The sequence below is a fragment of the Rhodococcus sp. IEGM 1372 genome (assembly GCF_030056835.1).
Classification (GTDB): Bacteria; Actinomycetota; Actinomycetes; order Mycobacteriales; family Mycobacteriaceae; genus Rhodococcoides.
The window spans coordinates 55542-71429 of record NZ_JASHKS010000017.1 but is presented as its reverse complement, the minus strand read 5'-3'; the positions used below and the strand labels follow the sequence as shown (position 1 = coordinate 71429).

Sequence of the window (15888 nt, the reverse complement as noted above, 5' to 3'; positions counted from 1 at the left end):
TCTACAGTCCGTACGTCTTGCCGATGATGTCGCGCTGAATCTCGTTGGTACCGCCGTAGATCGAGGACACGAGAGTCGTCCTGACATGCTTTTCCATGTCGAACTCGGTGGCGTAGCCGTAGCCACCCATCATCTGCATGCCTTCGAGCGCCACCTTCTTGGCGGTCTCGGTGAGCTTGAGCTTGGCCATCGATGCCTCGCGCGGGAAGAGTTTCGTCGGGCTCTCGTCGACCAACCGAGCCACGTGGTAGACCAGCAGCCGTCCGCACTCGATCTCGGTGGCCAGATCGGCGATGCGATGCCGCAGTGCCTGGAACGTTCCGACGGGCCGTCCGAATTGCTTTCGCTGGGTGATGAAGTCGAGTGTGTCGTCGAATGCTCGTTGCGCCGTACCGAGCATCATCGCCGCGAGAATGAGGCGCTCGATGTTCAGACCGGTCATCAGCTGAGACCACCCCTGCCCTTCCACCCCGACCACCGCGTCCCCGGGCAGCGCGCAGTCGGTGAAGTACAGGTCGTTGACTTCCTTGCCGCCCATCGTGTCGATGCCGACGATGTTCAGGCCCTCGACATCGGCCGGAACGTCGAACATCGTCAGGCCTTCGTGCTTCCCACCCTCTCTGCCTCCCTGGGTCGCTCCGCCGGCTCCGCTCCTGCCGGTGCGGGCAACGAGCAGGATCCGATCGGCGAAGTGCGCGTTGGAGCACCAGGTCTTCTGGCCGTTGATCAGCCAGCCGGTGTCGGTCTTCTCGGCGCGGCAGCTGAGGTTGCCGACGTCCGAGCCGGCCTCGGGCTCGGACATCGAGATCGAATAGCTCCGCCCGGCGACGATGCCGCCGAGAACGGTCTCCTTCTGTGCGGGTGTGCCGAATTTCTCGTAGGCCGCGCCGGTGATCAGGGTGGGTCCGATGCCGCCGATGGGAGCCATGGCCTTGGCAGATTCTTCGAGCAGAATGCACAGGTCGACGGTGCTGCCGCCCGCCCCGCCATGCTCCTCGGAGATGATCGCACCCAACCAGCCCAGCTCGGCCATCTTGTCGTAGAGCGCCTGATTGTGGGTGTGCTTGCCGTGCTCGGTGAGCGCGTCGCGCTGGGCGCGGGTGCCGGCTTCCTTGGCGCAGAAGGATGCGACAGCCTGGGCGAACGCGGTCTGTTCCTGGGTGAGATCGATACTCATGAATCGGCTCCTGCACATCGAGGCGGCGGGGGTTGTAGCAACCGAATCGGACGCATAGTGTGTCCTGGACAACATTGAATCACATCAAATATATGTGATGCGATCTGCTGGAGGAAGAGCCCGTGACGGACCAGATCGAACGAACGAACGAGAGCACCTTCGAAAGCCTCGACCCCAGAACAGGTGTCGCACTCGCCACGTATCCGATCGCGGGCACCGCAGAGGTCGACGTCGCCGTCGCTCGCGCCCGGTCGGCCGCGCGCTGGTGGGACGTACAGGGCTTCGTCGGACGCAAACGGTGGCTGCTCGAATTCAAGTCCGCCATCGCCAAGGACGCTGCAAGCCTCGCTACCGTCATCGCCGCCGAAACCGGCAAGCCGGACGAGGACTCTCTGCTCGAGGTCATGCTCGGCGTCGAACACCTCGACTGGGCGGCCCGCAACGCCGAGAAGATCCTGCGGCAGCGCAAGGTCGGATCGGGCCTGCTCGCCGTGAACCAGAAGGCCTACGTCGGGTACCGCCCGTTCGGTGTCGTCGGAGTGATCGGCCCCTGGAACTACCCGCTCTACACACCGATGGGTTCGATCGCGTACGCCCTCGCGGCAGGCAACACCGTCGTGTTCAAACCGAGCGAGCTGACGCCTGGCGTCGGGACCTGGTTGGCCGAGAAGTGGCAGTCGCTTGCCGCTCAGCACCCGGTGTTCCAGACGATCACCGGCGACGGATCCACCGGCACCGCCCTCGTCGAATCCGGTGTCGACAAGATCGCGTTCACCGGATCCACCGCCACGGCCAAGAAGGTCATGGCCACCTGCGCGAAGTCCCTGACCCCACTCGTCGCCGAGTGCGGCGGCAAGGACGCGATGCTCGTCGACGCAGACGCGGACATCACTGCCGCAGTGGAATTCGCGACGTTCGGCGCGATGGGCAACGCCGGGCAGACCTGCGCAGGCGTCGAACGCATCTACGTCGCGGCTCCGGTGTACGACCGCTTCGTCGGCGAGTTCACCGCCGCGGTGAAGGCGCTGAAGCCCGGCGGAACGAAGACCTCGTCCTACGGTCCGATGACGCTGGGCAAGCAGAGCGACATCGTGCGCGGCCAGATCGAGGACGCTCTGGCCAAGGGCGGCAAGGCGGTCGTCGGCGGACTCGACTCGTTGCACGGTCCGTACATCGACCCGGTGGTTCTCACCGACGTACCCGAGGATTCGACGGCGATCACCGAGGAGACCTTCGGTCCGACCGTGGTGGTCAACAAGGTGCGCGATCTGGACGAGGCCATCGAACGCGCCAACGCGTCCAAGTACGGACTCGGCGCATCGGTGTTCACCCAGGACGGAGCGGTGGGCAGACGCGCCGCCGAGAAGCTCGATTGTGGTGTCGTGACGGTCAATTCGGTGCTCGGCTTCGCCGGTGTTCCGGCGCTGCCGTTCGGCGGCACGGGCGACTCGGGATTCGGCCGCATCCACGGTGCCGACGGCCTCCGTGAATTCAGCACCGTGAAATCGTTGACCGTGCAGAGTTTTGCAGCTCCGGTCAATCTGCTGACGATGAAGCGCAAAGCGCGAAACATGAAGCTGTCCGTGCTGGCGCTGAAGCTTCGTCACGGACGGGGCTGAACATGGAAATCAAGCCGAAGAAGGGGCGCTTCGGCTGGCTCCGCCGCATCGAGGAACTCGACCCGGTGCGGGATTGCCACACGATCCACCGCATCACCGCCGGCTACGAGTTTCCGTGGGACTACCAGCGTGCACTCGAATTCGCGTTGTTCCGTACCTACTGCGTGCCGACCATCTCGGCTCTGTTGGTCAGGACCGGCGAATTCGAGAACAGGCCGCAGAAGCGCTACGATGACACCGCGCTGCTGATGGCCGAATTGCTCGAGCACGGATACGACTCCGAGCGGGGCCGCGAATCGCTTCGGATGGTCAACCGGATGCACGGGCAGTTCGACATTTCGAACGACGACATGCTCTACGTGTTGACGACGTTCATCTACGAGCCGATCGAGTGGATCGACACCTACGGATGGCGTCGCCTGCATCCGAAGGAACGACTCGCAACGTTCCACTTCTACTGCGAAGTGGGAAAGCGGATGGGAATCAAGAACATTCCCTCCTCGTACACCGAGCTCGCGCAGTTCAAGCTCGATTACGAGGAGCGCACGTTTCGCTTCAGCGCGGACAACCGTCGGATCGGCACGTACACCCTCGAGCTGTACTGCTCGTGGTACCCAGCCGCGTTCACCCCCGCCGTGAAACAGGGAGTCTTCGCATTGCTGGACGACCGGATGGCGGGTGCCTTCGGCTTCCCGTCCGGCTCGGCGACGATCGAGCGGGCCGCCGTGCGGGCTCTACGTGCCCGAGCCCGCGTGGAGCGGTTCCTGCCCAAGCGGACGCACTCGCGGGCCACCGCCGACGCGTCGAACAAGACCTACCCCGGTTATCCCGTCGGCTACCGCCCTCGGGATCTGGGAGCTGGTGCGTGCCCGTACACCGCCGTGGCCACGCCTGCCTGAGTCCGGCGGCGATCACCCCAGCAGTACCGCGGTCATCGTCTGCTGCACTCGGGCCATGGTTCGGTCGGAGCGCTCGAACCGCACCGTGCGACCGACGTCGAAGACCAACCCGAGAGCGGCGTGGATCAGAAATTTCGAGACCACCACGCTCGTGTTCGGCCGTGCTTCCCGCAGTAGTTGTGCCCAGCCGTCGATGTTGTGGCGCTGAATTCTGCGCAGCGTCGTCCGCCGATCGGCCGGTAGATTTCCGATCTCGGCGAAGTACACGGCCACGAGTTCGCCCTGCCGGAAGGTCAATTCGGTGTACAGCCTGGCGAACGTCCGCACCGCGTCGACCGGGGAGCTCGATTGCTCGAGCGCACCGGCGAGGGTGTCGGTGAGCTGGTCGTTGGCACGGTGCAACGCAGCCTCGAGCAGTTCGGCCTTGCTGGGGAAATAGCGGTACACACTGGAGGCAGTGATCGACGCCGCTGCGCCGATGTCGTCCAGGCCCACCTCGTGGTAGCCGTGCAGGTAGAACAGCCTGATCGAATGATGCAGCAGCTCTTCGCGTTTCGATGCATGCTCGAGCACGGATTCGCGGTGGGGAGATGCACTGCCCTGCTGCGGAAGTTCGGTCCGTAGGACCGACCGTGCGGCAGCGAGCATCGACTCCTCGATCTGCTTGGCCGACAACGCCGATCGATGCGCGGTGATGCTGGCGACCACACTGATTGCCGCGGTGGCCAGCAGCGCTGCATCGGATTCGGACAGATCGGGGCGAAGCTGTCGCAGCGGGACCGTCACCCGCTCGTGCACCGTTCGCAGCGCTAGGCGTAAGTACTCACGGTCCGAACCGACGAGATAGCGCCCCTCCCATCGATACAACCCACCGGTGCGCCGATTGTCGAGGGTGGTGGCGATGATGGCACCGATGACCGCGTCGATCCGAGCCTGCGGGTCCTCCACCTCGATGACGGCCGGATCGGTTGCCGCGACCAACGAGTCGGTCATCCGCATGACTGTGTGGACGAACAGGGAGTACTTGGTGGGAAAGTGCCGGTACAGCGCGGGCCCGGAAATGCCGACGGTGGCGGCGATGTCCTCGATTCCGACGGGGTGATAGCCGCGCTCGCTGAAGGCCTCGGCCGCGGCCACCAGAATCTGCGCCTTTCGATTCCGTGGCCGACGCCGCTGCGCCGTCGTACCTGTCTCGTTCATCGCCTGCCCTTGCACCGCCGGTCGTCTCGATTCCCCATAGTAGCGGCATCGATGCGAATGACCGCAAACTTATTGGCGTGCTGAGCTGCAGAAATGCAGTCTGCGAAGCTCCGGACAAAGCAGTGCCCGATCTGTAGGCTGCATCACATTCGATGCCCTGCTCTTACTGCTGACGAGAGGAACCGGCGATGGCCGCTCACCCGAACGAACCCGGGTTGTCCAACCGAAACAACTGGAACAACCACGTTCGACGCCACGCCCTCATGCAACCCGACGCCGTGGCGCTCCGATTCCAGGGGCGATCGATCACGTGGCGCGAACTCGACGACCGCGTGTCGAGATGCGCAGGCGTCCTGCAGAGCCGCGGAATCGGATTCGGCGACCGGGTGCTGATCGTGATGCTCAACCGACCCGAGTACCTCGAGGCGGTGCTGGCAATCAACGCGCTCGGGGCTCTGGCAGTGCCGGTGAACTTCCGGATGACTCCGCCCGAGGTGGCCTTTCTCGCGCAGAACAGTGGCTCCACCCTGGTGATCACCGACGACACACTCGCTCCGCTGGCCGAAGCAGTTGTGGCGCAGAGTGATTCACTGAACGGAATCATCACCGTCGGGGACGACTACGAGGCGCTACTGTCCGCGGCTGAGCCGGCGGACACCGTCGACGTTCCGGACGACGCCCCGGCATTGATCATGTACACCTCGGGTACCACCGGAAGACCCAAGGGCGCGGTCCTCACGCACGCGAACATGCAGGCCCAGGCCTTCACCTGCATCCGGGCACTGCAGATGAGCGCCACCGACGAGGTCGGTTTCTGCGCCTCACCGATGTTCCACATCGCCGCACTCGGCAGTCTCGCGCCGAGCCTGCTGCTCGGCATTCCCACCGTCGTCCACCCGGTCGGTGCCTTCGATCCGGGCACCCTGCTCGACGTACTCGCCGCCGAGGGTGTCACCAATCTCTTCCTCGTCCCCGTGCAATGGCAGGCGATGTGCGCCGAGCAGGCCGCCAACCCCAGAGAACTTGCCCTGCGGGTCATTTCCTGGGGTGCCGCCCCGGCCTCCGACACCGTCCTGCGCGCGATGTCGACAACGTTCCCGGGAGCGCTGAACGTCGCGGTCTTCGGGCAGACGGAGATGTCGCCCATCACCTGCGTGCTCGACGGCGTCGACGCCCTCCGCAAACTCGGCTCCGTCGGACGTGTCATTCCGACCATCGCAGCGCGCGTCGTCGACGACGAGATGAACGACGTGGCGCAGGGCGAGATCGGTGAAATCGTCTATCGAGGGCCCACATTGATGCAGGGGTACTGGGAGAACCAGGACGCGACGGCGGACGCATTCCACGGCGGCTGGTTCCACTCCGGCGACCTCGTACGCCAGGACGAGGAAGGCTTCGTGTTCGTCGTCGACCGCAAGAAGGACATGATCATCTCCGGCGGCGAGAACATCTACTGCGCCGAAGTCGAGAACGTCCTGTTCTCCCACCCCCGAATCCTCGAGGCCGCAGTGATCGGCCGCCCCGACGACAGATGGGGTGAGGTGCCCGTCGCGGTGGTCGCACTGCACGATTCGCCCGGCGCCCCGGACCTGACACTCGACGAGCTTCTGGTGTGGCTCGGCGACCATCTCGCGCGGTTCAAACACCCCAAGGATCTGGTCGTCGTCGACGCCCTCCCGCGCAACGCGAGCGGCAAGGTGGTCAAGGTCGCACTCCGGAAGACCTACTCGCCGGCACCTGCCTGAAAGGCGGGCAGGGAGGCGTCGAACATGCCCGGTACACGACGCCCTTCGAGGGCCGACACGGGGCCGAAGTGCTGGTCGGGGCACACCCCGAATCGGATAGGACGTAGCCTGGCTGGGAAGGTTCGGTGGCTCGACCGGAATGACAGTCGTGTTGTTCGGTTAGATTGGGAGAGCCACCAGGCACGATGCAAGAGGGTCGAGACCTGTCAACGAGCGACGGGTCACCACAATCGAGGAGAACAGGCCATGGCTTTACCAGTATTGACACCGGAACAGCGCACCGCGGCGCTGGCCAAGGCGGCCGAGGCACGCACTGCGCGGTCGAAGCTGCTCGCATCCGTCAAGTCCGGCGAACTCAGCGTCGCTGACGTTCTCGCCAAGGCGGAGAACGACGAGATCGTCAAGAAGACCAAGGTGTCCGCCCTGATCAAGGCCCTGCCGGGTGTTGGTTCCGTGCGCGCCGCACAGCTGCTCGAGCAGCTGTCCATCGCCGATACCCGCCGTATCGGTGGCCTCGGTGCAAACCAGCGCGAAGCCCTCCTGGCCGCAGTCGCATCCTGATCGACCTGGGTCGGGCTCACACCCGATCCGGCGATAATGCGTTGCCTGCAGGGCTAGCATTTCGACCATGAACGTCGAAGTGACCCTGCTGCCGGGAATCGGGGTGCGGAAAGATTTCGCCCTCGCTTCCGGGCGTCGCATAGGCGTCATCACCCGCAAGGACGGCGCGAACGAGTTGATCGTCTCGCGCAAGGACGACCCCGATGCGACGCAGGAATCCATCACGTTGAGCAATGAGGAAGCGGCGGCCCTGGGCAATCTGCTCGGGTCGCCGCAACTCATCGCTCAGCTCGGGGAACAGCATCGCGACCTCCCCGGCATCAACACCCGCCAGCTCCCCGTCAGGAAGGGCTCGCGTTTCGACGGCCGCCCCCTCGGCGATACCGGGATGCGCACCAAGACCGGCGTCTCGATCGTCGCAGTGATGCGCGCGGGCCAAGTACAACCGTCACCCACTCCTGGCTTCACCCTCGTCTCCGGCGATCTGCTGGTCGCCGTCGGAACCGCCGACGGTTTGGACGCAGCTGCCAAGATCCTCGGCAATGCCTGACAATCGTCGGGTCTGACCGGTGGCCGAGACTGCACTCGCTCTGACCGAACTGGGAGCGGTGTTCTTCGTCCTCGGCCTACTCGCCCGCGTGGCAGGCAAGTTCGGGGTCTCCCCCATTCCGTTCTATCTTCTCGCCGGTCTCGCCTTCGGCAACGGCGGAATCGTCAGCCTCGGCGGCATCGACGAATTCAGTGAGATCGCCAGCGAAATCGGCGTCATCCTGCTGCTGCTCCTGCTCGGACTCGAGTACACCGCCACCGAACTCGTCACCGGACTACGCCGATCCTGGCTGGCGGGCCTGGTCGACATCGCCCTGAACTTCACCCCGGGCGCAGTGGTCGCACTGATACTCGGCTGGGGCGGCGTCGGAGCGCTGGTGATGGGCGGTGTCACATACATCTCGTCCTCGGGCATCATCGCCAAGGTCCTCACCGACCTCGGCAGGCTCGGCAACCGAGAAACCCCCATCGTGCTGTCCATTCTGGTGTTCGAGGACCTTGCGATGGCCGTCTACCTGCCGATCCTCACCACCGTTCTGATGGGTGCCAGTTTCCTCGGCGGGCTCGAAGCTCTCGGAATCTCCCTGCTGGTCGTCACGATCGTCCTGGTCATCGCACTGCGCTACGGCAGCTCGGTCTCTGCGCTGCTCGACAGCAAGGACCGTGAGGTCATGCTCCTCAACGTCCTCGGCGCTGCCCTGCTGGTGGCCGGAATCGCGTCGGAACTGCAGGTCTCGGCCGCCGTCGGCGCATTCCTGCTCGGTATCGCGATCTCCGGCTCGACGGCCGCCAACGCCACCCGCGTTCTCGAACCCCTCCGAGATCTGTTCGCGGCGATGTTCTTCGTGGTGTTCGGTCTCGCCACCGACCCGGCAACCATCCCGCCGGTGCTCGGCTGGGCCGTCGTCTTGGCGGTCGCCACCGCAGCGACCAAGATCGCGACGGGCTGGTGGGCGGCCAGGCGTCAAGGAATAGGGCGGCCGGGCCGACTGCGCGCCGGTGCGGCCCTGGTGGCGCGTGGCGAGTTCTCCATCGTCATCGCCGGGCTGGCCGTGGCCGCGGGAGCCGTCGAGGGCGAGCTGGCTGCTCTGGCCACGGCATACGTGCTGCTGATGGCCATCCTGGGGCCCATCGCGGCCCGAGTCGTCGAACCGGTCGCGAAGGTCCTCCTTCGCACGAAGCCCGCCGTGTGATTGGCTTTCGGAATGGTGGACAAGCGTCGAGCATCGGTTCTGCGCCGACGGCCGCAGCTGTCGGAGGAGGTGGCCAACCACGTCCGGCATCTCGTCATGTCCGGCGAGGTGAGCCCAGGCGACTTCATCCGACTCGACGAGACCGCCGCCGAACTCGGGGTGAGCGTCACTCCGGTACGCGAGGCACTGCTGACGCTGCGGGGTGAGGGCATCGTCGAACTCGTCCCGCATCGCGGATACAAGGTCTCGCCACTGACGCCGAGCGACATCGTCGACATCTTCTGGCTGCAGGGGCACATCGCCGCCGAGCTGGTTCGCCGCGCCGCGCCGAAGATCACCGAGGCCGAGCTCGACCGGCTCGCCGAGCTCACCGCCGCACTGTCGATCGCCGTCGAGAACGGTCGGCCGGAGGACGTCGAGAACTGCGAATTCGAGTTCCACCGAGTCCTCAACCGACTCGCCGAATCCGCGAAACTGGCGTGGTTTCTCAACAACGCCACCCGCTACACACCCACCCGCCTCTACGCCACCGACCGCGACTGGGGCCGAGCGACAGTGCGCAACCACGAGGCCCTCATCGAGGCACTCGTTCGAAACGACATCGACGCCGCCTGCGAATTGATGAAGCAACAATTCACAGACGGCGCCGAGAGGTTGATCGCGCACCGCGGGTGAGCGCTACGCGCATGTGCGCGGAACTTCGTAGCCTGCTACGAGGTTCCACTCACATGGGGTCAGCGCAGCGAGGCGGGAACCTGGAAGCGATCGCCGTACTTCTTCGCCAATTCGTCTGCACGGGTGACGAATCCGGCCTGACCACCCGGGTAGCCGACGACGTACTGGTGCACGCCTCCGGTCCAGGCGGGGAATCCGATGCCGAAGATCGAGCCGATGTTGGCGTCGGCGGTGGTGTTCAGGACACCCTCGTCGAAGCACTTCTGCGTCTCGATGGCCTCGATGAACAGCATGCGCTCCTTGAGGTCCTCGAACGGGATGTCCGCCGAGCCCGACTTGAACGCATCACGCAGTCCGGGCCACAGTCCGGCGCGCTTGCCGTCCTCGTACTCGTAGAAGCCCGCACCCTTGGCCTTCGACGGACGCTCGAACTCGTCGACCATCTTGTCGATGACGGCACCGGCCGGATCCTCGGGAGGAGTCTGACCCGCGGCGATGAGCGCGTCGTAGGTCTCCTTGCGGATCTTCTGCATCAGGTTGAGCGTGAGCTCGTCCGAGAGCTGCAGCGGCGCAGCCGGGTAACCGGCCTGCAGACCGGCCTGCTCGATGGTCGACGGCTCGACGCCCTCGCCCAACATCGCGATGGCCTCGTTGATGAACGTGCCGATGACACGCGAGGTGAAGAAGCCGCGACTGTCGTTGACGACGATCGGGGTCTTCTTGATGAGCTGCACCAGGTCGAATGCCTTGGCCAAGGCTGCATCCGACGTCTTCTCGCCGCGAATGATCTCCACCAGCGGCATCTTGTCCACGGGTGAGAAGAAGTGGATTCCGATGAAGTCTTCCTGACGCTTGATGCCCTGAGCGAGGCTCGTGATGGGCAGCGTCGAGGTGTTGGAACCGAGCAGCGCCGTCGGATCGACGAGGTCCTCGATCTCCTGGAACACCTTCTGCTTCAACTCTTCCGACTCGAAGACGGCCTCGATGACGAGGTCTGCGCCTTCGACGTCCTTGGCGTCGGCCGTCGGGTGGATACGGGCGAGCAGAGCGTCGGACTTCTCCTGGGTGGTCTTGCCACGGGAGAGCGCCTTGGCCTCGATGGCCTCGGAGTAGGCCTTGCCCTTCTGAGCCGATTCGAGGGCGACGTCCTTGAGCACCACATCGATTCCGGCCTTGGCACACACGTACGCGATACCCGCGCCCATCATGCCTGCGCCGAGAACCGCGACCTTGGTGAACGTGGTCTTCTCGATGCCGTCGGGGCGGGACTTGCCGGCGTTGATCGCCTGCAGGTCGAAGAAGAACGCCTGAATCATGTTCTTGGACACCAGTCCGGTGACCAACTCGGTGAAGTACCGCGACTCGATGGTGCACGCATTGTCGAAGTCGACCTGCGCACCCTCCACTGCCGCAGCGAGAATCGCGCGCGGAGCCGGCATCGGTGCGCCCTTGATCTGCTTGCGCAGGTTGGACGGGAATGCAGGCAGGATCTGCGCGAGCTTCGGGTTCGACGGCGTTCCGCCGGGGATCTTGTAGCCCTTGACGTCCCACGGTGCGACGCCACCCTCGGGGTTGGCCTTGATCCACGCCTTGGCGGCGGGCACCAATTCGTCGATGCTGCCGACCAATTCGTGAATCAGACCGATCTCGAGAGCCTTCGCCGGACGGAACCGGGTGCCCTGGGCGAGGACGGTCATGAAACCGGTCTGAATGCCGAGCAGTCGCGTGATGCGAGCAACGCCGCCGCCGCCGGGAAGCAGTCCGAGCGAGACCTCGGGCAGACCGATCTGGACGCCGGAAACATCGGCCGCGATGCGGTGATGCGTCGCGAGGGCGATCTCGAGTCCGCCGCCGAGTGCTGCGCCGTTGATGGCGGACACGACCGGCTTACCGAGCTTCTCGATGCGACGCAGCTGCCCCTTGACTTCCTGAACCTCGTCGAACACCTGCTGGGCGTCCTCGGGCTTGGCTGCGATGAGGGTGTGCAGATCGCCGCCGGCGAAGAACGTCTTCTTGGCGGACGTGATCACGACACCGGTGATGGAGTCGACCTCGGCCTCGAGGCGTTCGACGGTGGCACCCATCGAGTCCTTGTACAGCTGGTTCATCGTGTTGGCGCCCTGGTTGGGGTCGTCCATTGTCAGCGTGACGATGCCGTCGGCGTCCTGGTCCCACTGAATCATGTTGTTGCTCATGCCTTTACCTCAGACTCGCTCGATGATGGTGGCAACGCCCATGCCGCCGCCGATGCACAAGGTGATCAACGCGTAACGACCGCCGCGGCGCTCGAGCTCGTCGAGCACGGTGCCGGTGATCATCGCGCCGGTAGCTCCCAAGGGGTGGCCCATGGCGATGGCTCCGCCGTTGACGTTGAGCTTCTCGTTCGGGATCTTCAGATCCTTCTGGAACCGCAGCACGACGGACGCGAACGCCTCGTTGAGCTCGAAGAGATCGATGTCGTCGACGGTCAGCCCCGCGGTCGCGAGAACCTTCTTCGACGCCGGGGTCGGCCCGGTCAGCATGATGGTCGTGTCGGCACCACTGGTGGCCGTGGCGACGATGCGCGCCCGCGGAACCATGTTCAGATCCTTGCCGGCCTGCTCGCTGCCGACGAGGACGAGTGCTGCGCCGTCGACGATGCCGGAGCTGTTACCGCCGGTGTGGACGTGCTCGATCTTCTCGATCCAGTGGTACTTCTGCAGTGCGACGTCGTCGAATCCACCCATGGCGGCGATACCGGTGAAGGCCGGGTTCAGCTTGCCGAGCGATTCGACGGTGCTGCCCGGACGCATGTGCTCGTCCTGATCGAGGATCAGCAGACCGTTCTGGTCGGTGACCGGTACGACGGACTTGGCGAAGTATCCACCCGACCACGCTGCTGCGGCACGCTCCTGCGACTGCGCGGCGTAGGCGTCGACGTCTTCACGGGTGAAGCCCTCGATGGTGGCGATGAGGTCGGCACCGATGCCCTGCGGGGCGAAGTAGGTGTCGTAGTTGGTGGCGGGGTCCATGGCCCACGCGCCGCCGTCACTGCCCATCGGCACACGAGACATCGACTCGACGCCACCGGCGACGACGAGCTCGTCCCAACCCGAACGCACCTTCTGCGCGGCCAGGTTGACGGCCTCGAGGCCGGACGCGCAGAAACGGTTGAGCTGGAAGCCGCCGACGGTGTCGGGCATCTTCGCAGCGAGCACGGCAGTGCGGGCGATGTCGGCACCCTGGTCTCCGACGGGCGAGACCACTCCGAGGATGAGGTCGGAGATCCGGTTCTCGTCCATGTCGGGGAAACGTCGACGAAGCTCGTCGATCAGGCCGGTCACCAGGGAAATCGGCTTCACCGAGTGCAGGGAGCCGTTCTTTCCTTTGCCTCGGGGAGTCCTGATGGCTTCATAAATGAATGCCTCTGTAGTCACAGCGCGCAGTTCCTTCCACATTCTCGATCGGCGTCGCCGTCGCCGTGCTGGCCGACCGCGTCGATGCGAGGCCACAACAGACCTCAGCTCACTTCACAGTAGGGCCGCGGGTCGATCCGACATAAGGACCGAAACGAGCGTTCTCCATGACCGGCGCGAAAGTTCAGGTTTGAACGAAGTCGGCATGGGACACTCGGATAAATCAGATCTACCGAGCGCGGAAGAAGACCCTCCATGGAAACCGACAACGAACTGACCGTGGGCGCCCGCGTCAAAGTACGCATTCACACCACCGGCAGCGACGACGAGTCCGGTCAGGGCGCCTACGAGACCGGAGCCATCGTCGTGGACTTCGGCGTGCAGACCCCCGACACCACGTCGAGGGAATGGGCGGTGGCACGGCGTTGGGCCGTGGCACTCGACAGTGGCCGCCTGGTGTTCGCCGACAACGAGGATCTCACCGTCGGCTGAGTCACCCGTCGATCAGATCTCTTTGAGCGGTACCGCTCCCAGTTCGCTCACCAGCAGCTCCATCGCGACTGTCTCCGGGTCCCGGCGAACCGTGGGATCGGCAGGCTCGGCGGCAGCCTTGAGCAACTCTTCCTCGTCCTCCGGGGTCTCCGGCGGCGGTGGCCCTACCGGCTCGGGCTCGTCCGGATAGCCCGGGGCTTCGGGCATCGGAATGTCGTCCGCCCCGATGCCGGCCGAGGATCCGTCGCCCGCTGATCCGAACCCGTCCGACGTGGGACGGGGAGCCCCTGCCTGGCTCGGCCTCGAGAACTTCGGCAGCGACGCGGGTTTCGCTGCCGGTTCATCTTTTTTTGCTGATGACTGTTCCGGTGGTGCCGCGGCACCGACCAGACATACCACCGACCATTCGACGCCGAACACGTCACGCAGTGCGTCGCGAATGACGTCGGCATTGCGGGGCTCCTCGAGCCGCTTGGCCAACGGTGCCGAGTCGTGGCCGAGCGTGATGGTGCCGTTCTCGACCGCGCGCACCGAGGCTCCGGAGAGCATCACCTCGACGGTCCGGCTCCGCTCCCGCACTTTCGTACGCACCTCGGACCACACCGCGCGAACCGCAGCTGCGTCGGGTTCGTTCGACGCGGCGGCAGGGGCCGCCACGGGTTCCGGTTCCGACTCGAACACGGGATCCGGTTCGGGACCGTAATCGTCCTCGGGCTCCGGCGGAAAATCCTCGTGCGACGTCGGGGTAGTTGGTGCAGCCGGGGCGACCGGGGCAGCCGGGGCAGCCGGGGCCGAATCCTGTTGCACGGCAATGGGTTCCGGGACAGACTCAGGCTCGGGTGTCGGTGCCGGCTCGGGCGTCGGTGTGGGCTCGGGTGCCGGAGCTGGCTCAGGTGTGGGCTCGGGCTCCGGTGTTGGTGCGGGTGTCGGAACCGGTTCAGGTTCAGGTGTCGGCTCGGGCGTGGGTGCCGGTGTGGGAACTGAGACTGCGGGAGCGGCTGCCACCGGAGCTGGTGCCGGTGCCGGTGTCGGCGCTGTCGGCTCTGCGGCCGGTGGGCGCTGTGACGGTCGCTGGAATTTGCTCACCGGTGCCGGACCCGAGGGTGCGGGCTCCTCGGTGGGTTGCAGTTGCGGTCGCGTCGGATCCGCAACTGCCTGGGCGACGGCTGCCTGCTCCCCCGCCGGAAGGGTGACGTCCAAGCGACGTTCGACGCGTTCGAGTCGTTGCAGCACCGCCGATTCCGCGTCGGAGGCCGAGGGCAGCAGCATGCGGGCGCACATCACTTCGAGCAGCAGACGCGGGGCGGTGGCACCACGCATCTCGCCGAGTCCCGAGTGCACGATCTCGGCGTAGCGAGTCAGCGTCGCCGAGCCGAGCAGATCGGCCTCGTCACGAAGTCGCTCGAGTACGTCGCCCGGCACGTCGACCAGACCGCGTTCTCCGGCGTCGGGCACGGCCTTCATCAGGATCAGGTCTCGCATGCGATCGAGGAGGTCGATGGCGAACCGGCGTGGGTCGTGGCCGGCGTCCATCACCTTGTCGACGGTGCCGAACAGTGCGCCGCCGTCGCCCGCAGCCAATGCGTCCACGGCCTCGTCGATCAGCGCGACGTCGGTGACGCCGAGCAGCGACAGTGCTCGCGGGTACGTGACGCCTTCCGGACCGGCTCCGGCCAGGAGCTGATCCATGACGCTGAGCGAGTCACGGGGCGAGCCGCCGCCGGCGCGGATGACCAACGGGTAGACCGCGTCTTCGACCGGGACCTGTTCCTGGCCGCAGATCTTTTCCAGCAGAACGCGCATCGTCGACGGCGCGAGCAGCCGGAACGGGTAGTGGTGGGTACGCGAGCGGATGGTGGGGAGAACCTTCTCGGGTTCGGTGGTCGCGAAGATGAAGACGAGGTGCTCGGGCGGTTCCTCGACGACCTTGAGCAACGCGTTGAAGCCCGCCGGGGTCACCATGTGCGCCTCGTCGATGATGAAGATGACGTAGCGCGATTCGGCCGGGGCGTACACGGCCTTGTCTCGCAGATCACGGGCATCGTCGACGCCACCGTGGCTGGCCGCGTCCATCTCGACGACGTCGAAGTTGCCGGGTCCGCCGGGGGCGAGGGCGACGCAGGAGTTGCACACGCCGCAGGGCGTCGACGTGGGACCTTCGGCGCAGTTCAGCGATCGGGCGAGGATCCGCGCCGAGGAGGTCTTTCCGCAGCCGCGCGGCCCGGAGAAGAGGTAGGCATGGTTGATTCTGTTGCTGTCCAACGCCACGCTGATCGGCTCGGTGACGTGCTCCTGACCGACGACCTCGGCGAACGTCGCAGGACGGTACTTCCGGTAGAGGGCCACGCCCGAAAGGGTACCGGCGACCACGGACACAGTTGCA

At 65.4% G+C, this 15888-nt stretch carries 13 protein-coding genes; 8 read left to right on the top strand and 5 right to left on the bottom strand.

Features of this window, described 5'->3' with window-relative positions; all coding sequences use genetic code 11:
* Position 1 precedes the first annotated feature (1 nt).
* Positions 2-1177: an acyl-CoA dehydrogenase family protein gene (locus QM590_RS15380; RefSeq protein ID WP_269595581.1), complete on the bottom strand. Its 1176-nt coding sequence runs from the start codon at positions 1175-1177 to the stop codon at positions 2-4.
* Between the two features lie 122 nt (positions 1178-1299).
* On the opposite strand from QM590_RS15380, the gene QM590_RS15375 reads away from it, so the two are divergent.
* Complete coding sequence (locus QM590_RS15375) at positions 1300-2796, top strand: aldehyde dehydrogenase family protein (protein WP_269595580.1); 1497 nt, start codon at positions 1300-1302, stop codon at positions 2794-2796.
* Positions 2797-2798: 2 nt separating this feature from the next.
* Positions 2799-3695, top strand: a complete 897-nt coding sequence (locus tag QM590_RS15370; protein WP_269595579.1) for an oxygenase MpaB family protein — start codon at positions 2799-2801, stop codon at positions 3693-3695.
* Between the two features lie 12 nt (positions 3696-3707).
* Here QM590_RS15370 and QM590_RS15365 read toward each other — a convergent pair whose 3' ends face one another.
* Complete coding sequence (locus tag QM590_RS15365; protein ID WP_269595578.1) at positions 3708-4895, bottom strand: TetR/AcrR family transcriptional regulator; 1188 nt, start codon at positions 4893-4895, stop codon at positions 3708-3710.
* Between the two features lie 188 nt (positions 4896-5083).
* Between QM590_RS15365 and fadD5 the strand changes: the two genes are divergently transcribed.
* The 5 genes from fadD5 (at position 5084) to QM590_RS15340 (ending at position 9618) form a co-directional block, all read left to right on the top strand.
* Positions 5084-6640: a fatty-acid--CoA ligase FadD5 gene (gene fadD5 / locus QM590_RS15360; RefSeq protein ID WP_269595577.1), complete on the top strand. Its 1557-nt coding sequence runs from the start codon at positions 5084-5086 to the stop codon at positions 6638-6640.
* Between the two features lie 246 nt (positions 6641-6886).
* Positions 6887-7201 carry an integration host factor, actinobacterial type gene (gene mihF / locus QM590_RS15355; RefSeq protein ID WP_008712632.1) on the top strand — a complete coding sequence of 105 codons (315 nt, stop codon included), beginning with the start codon at positions 6887-6889 and terminating at the stop codon, positions 7199-7201.
* Positions 7202-7268: 67 nt separating this feature from the next.
* Positions 7269-7751, top strand: a complete 483-nt coding sequence (locus QM590_RS15350; protein WP_094638737.1) for a cation:proton antiporter regulatory subunit — start codon at positions 7269-7271, stop codon at positions 7749-7751.
* A 19-nt stretch (positions 7752-7770) separates the two neighbouring features.
* Complete coding sequence (locus tag QM590_RS15345; protein WP_269595576.1) at positions 7771-8943, top strand: cation:proton antiporter; 1173 nt, start codon at positions 7771-7773, stop codon at positions 8941-8943.
* Between the two features lie 12 nt (positions 8944-8955).
* Positions 8956-9618 (top strand): GntR family transcriptional regulator, encoded by a 663-nt coding sequence (locus QM590_RS15340; protein WP_188078771.1) that lies wholly within the window; start codon positions 8956-8958, stop codon positions 9616-9618.
* A 59-nt stretch (positions 9619-9677) separates the two neighbouring features.
* Here the strand turns inward: QM590_RS15340 and QM590_RS15335 are convergent, their stop codons facing one another.
* Positions 9678-11813: a 3-hydroxyacyl-CoA dehydrogenase NAD-binding domain-containing protein gene (locus QM590_RS15335; RefSeq protein ID WP_269595575.1), complete on the bottom strand. Its 2136-nt coding sequence runs from the start codon at positions 11811-11813 to the stop codon at positions 9678-9680.
* A 9-nt stretch (positions 11814-11822) separates the two neighbouring features.
* Positions 11823-13034, bottom strand: a complete 1212-nt coding sequence (locus tag QM590_RS15330) for an acetyl-CoA C-acetyltransferase (protein ID WP_149407263.1) — start codon at positions 13032-13034, stop codon at positions 11823-11825.
* Between the two features lie 234 nt (positions 13035-13268).
* Here QM590_RS15330 and QM590_RS15325 point away from each other — a divergent pair, with 234 nt between their 5' ends.
* Positions 13269-13505 carry a hypothetical protein gene (locus QM590_RS15325; RefSeq protein WP_269595574.1) on the top strand — a complete coding sequence of 79 codons (237 nt, stop codon included), beginning with the start codon at positions 13269-13271 and terminating at the stop codon, positions 13503-13505.
* A gap of 12 nt (positions 13506-13517) precedes the next feature.
* Here QM590_RS15325 and QM590_RS15320 read toward each other — a convergent pair whose 3' ends face one another.
* Positions 13518-15851 carry a DNA polymerase III subunit gamma and tau gene (locus QM590_RS15320; protein ID WP_269595573.1) on the bottom strand — a complete coding sequence of 778 codons (2334 nt, stop codon included), beginning with the start codon at positions 15849-15851 and terminating at the stop codon, positions 13518-13520.
* Between the last annotated feature and the right edge of the window lie 37 nt (positions 15852-15888).

What these genes read in the sequence shown, in the direction of transcription:
- QM590_RS15340 (WP_188078771.1), top strand. Translation starts at nt 8,956, where the DNA reads ATGGTGGACAAGCGTCGAGCATCGGTTCTGCGCCGACGGCCGCAGCTG.
- QM590_RS15365 (WP_269595578.1), bottom strand. Translation starts at nt 4,895, where the DNA reads ATGAACGAGACAGGTACGACGGCGCAGCGGCGTCGGCCACGGAATCGA.
- QM590_RS15380 (WP_269595581.1), bottom strand. Translation starts at nt 1,177, where the DNA reads ATGAGTATCGATCTCACCCAGGAACAGACCGCGTTCGCCCAGGCTGTC.
- QM590_RS15350 (WP_094638737.1), top strand. Translation starts at nt 7,269, where the DNA reads ATGAACGTCGAAGTGACCCTGCTGCCGGGAATCGGGGTGCGGAAAGAT.
- QM590_RS15335 (WP_269595575.1), bottom strand. Translation starts at nt 11,813, where the DNA reads ATGAGCAACAACATGATTCAGTGGGACCAGGACGCCGACGGCATCGTC.
- fadD5 (WP_269595577.1), top strand. Translation starts at nt 5,084, where the DNA reads ATGGCCGCTCACCCGAACGAACCCGGGTTGTCCAACCGAAACAACTGG.
- QM590_RS15325 (WP_269595574.1), top strand. Translation starts at nt 13,269, where the DNA reads ATGGAAACCGACAACGAACTGACCGTGGGCGCCCGCGTCAAAGTACGC.
- mihF (WP_008712632.1), top strand. Translation starts at nt 6,887, where the DNA reads ATGGCTTTACCAGTATTGACACCGGAACAGCGCACCGCGGCGCTGGCC.
- QM590_RS15370 (WP_269595579.1), top strand. Translation starts at nt 2,799, where the DNA reads ATGGAAATCAAGCCGAAGAAGGGGCGCTTCGGCTGGCTCCGCCGCATC.